This is a genomic window from Oleiphilus sp. HI0117 (assembly GCF_001635235.1).
The window spans coordinates 1-1,070 of record NZ_LWGA01000265.1; the positions used below are offsets into that span (position 1 = coordinate 1).

At 44.0% G+C, this 1,070-nt stretch carries 3 tRNA genes; all 3 read left to right on the forward strand.

The features are described from left to right. Nucleotides 1–374: 374 nt before the first annotated feature. The 3 genes from A3757_RS03295 (at nucleotide 375) to A3757_RS03305 (ending at nucleotide 945) form a co-directional block, all read left to right on the forward strand. Nucleotides 375–450, forward strand: a tRNA-Gly gene (locus A3757_RS03295). 295 nt (nucleotides 451–745) lie between these two features. Further along, nucleotides 746–819: transfer RNA gene (locus A3757_RS03300), tRNA-Cys, on the forward strand. A 39-nt stretch (nucleotides 820–858) separates the two neighbouring features. Continuing rightward, a tRNA-Leu gene (locus A3757_RS03305) sits at nucleotides 859–945 on the forward strand. The last annotated feature ends 125 nt before the right edge of the window (nucleotides 946–1,070 follow it).

The following is a 1,070-nucleotide window of genomic DNA, read 5'->3' on the forward strand; positions in this document are numbered from 1 at the left end:
AAAAACTATGTGCCAGATGGGCTCCATTATGCTGTTGTTGCTAGGCCCTGAATCTGACTGGTTTTATTGGTCTGGGATTGGCCTTATATACTTCGCATCGATTCTTACGCTATGGTCAATGTACCAATATCTCACAGCATCGTGGGAGCACTTATTCTCTGAAGAGAGTTAGAAGCGGAGTAAGTATTACTGCTTTGGTATAAAAAATAATCGATCTGCTTCTCGGAAAATAGATAGCTGAAAAAAAGTGAATTATTCTCTTAAACATTGCTTGACTCTTAAATCGAATCCGTTAATATATGCGCCACTTCAGCAACACAGGCAACGAAAAGTTGTTTTTTACTAGAGTGTTGCAATGAAATATGAAGTGATCTGCGGGAATAGCTCAGCTGGTAGAGCACAACCTTGCCAAGGTTGGGGTCGCGAGTTCGAATCTCGTTTCCCGCTCCAAATTCTAAAAAACCTCGGATTTATCCGAGGTTTTTTGTTAGTGGACTATAAAGATTTATCGATATAGTTTACGGTGTAGTTTAAAGGCGCGATAGCAAAGCGCTTAGGGCTCTGCCCGATTAACAAGAGTGCACTGGATTGCTGCAATCCTACGGTAGAATTTGAAGCTCTTGTTTAGTACAAGTTTAAAGGCGCGATAGCAAAGCGCTTAGGGCTCTGCCCGATTAACAAGAGTGCACTGGATTGCTGCAATCCTATGGTAGAATTTGAAGCTCTTGTTTAGTACAAGTTTAAAGGCGCGATAGCAAAGCGGTTATGCACTGGATTGCAAATCCACGTAGGCCGGTTCGACTCCGGCTCGCGCCTCCATTTAGCATCCCTTTGGTGTTAAATGTAAAAGCCCCCAAAGCCCGGGTGGCGAAATTGGTAGACGCAACAGACTTAAAATCTGTCGTCCTTCGGGACGTGCCGGTTCGATTCCGGCCCCGGGCACCATACTCATTTCAGTCAGATTCATTCAATTACAGTCAAGTACTGTCAAAGTCCAATATTTACAGTGGCTTAGCGTAGGTTGTCGCCTTTCAGGTACGTTCATATCCGGTCAATTGCGTCAGATTCAG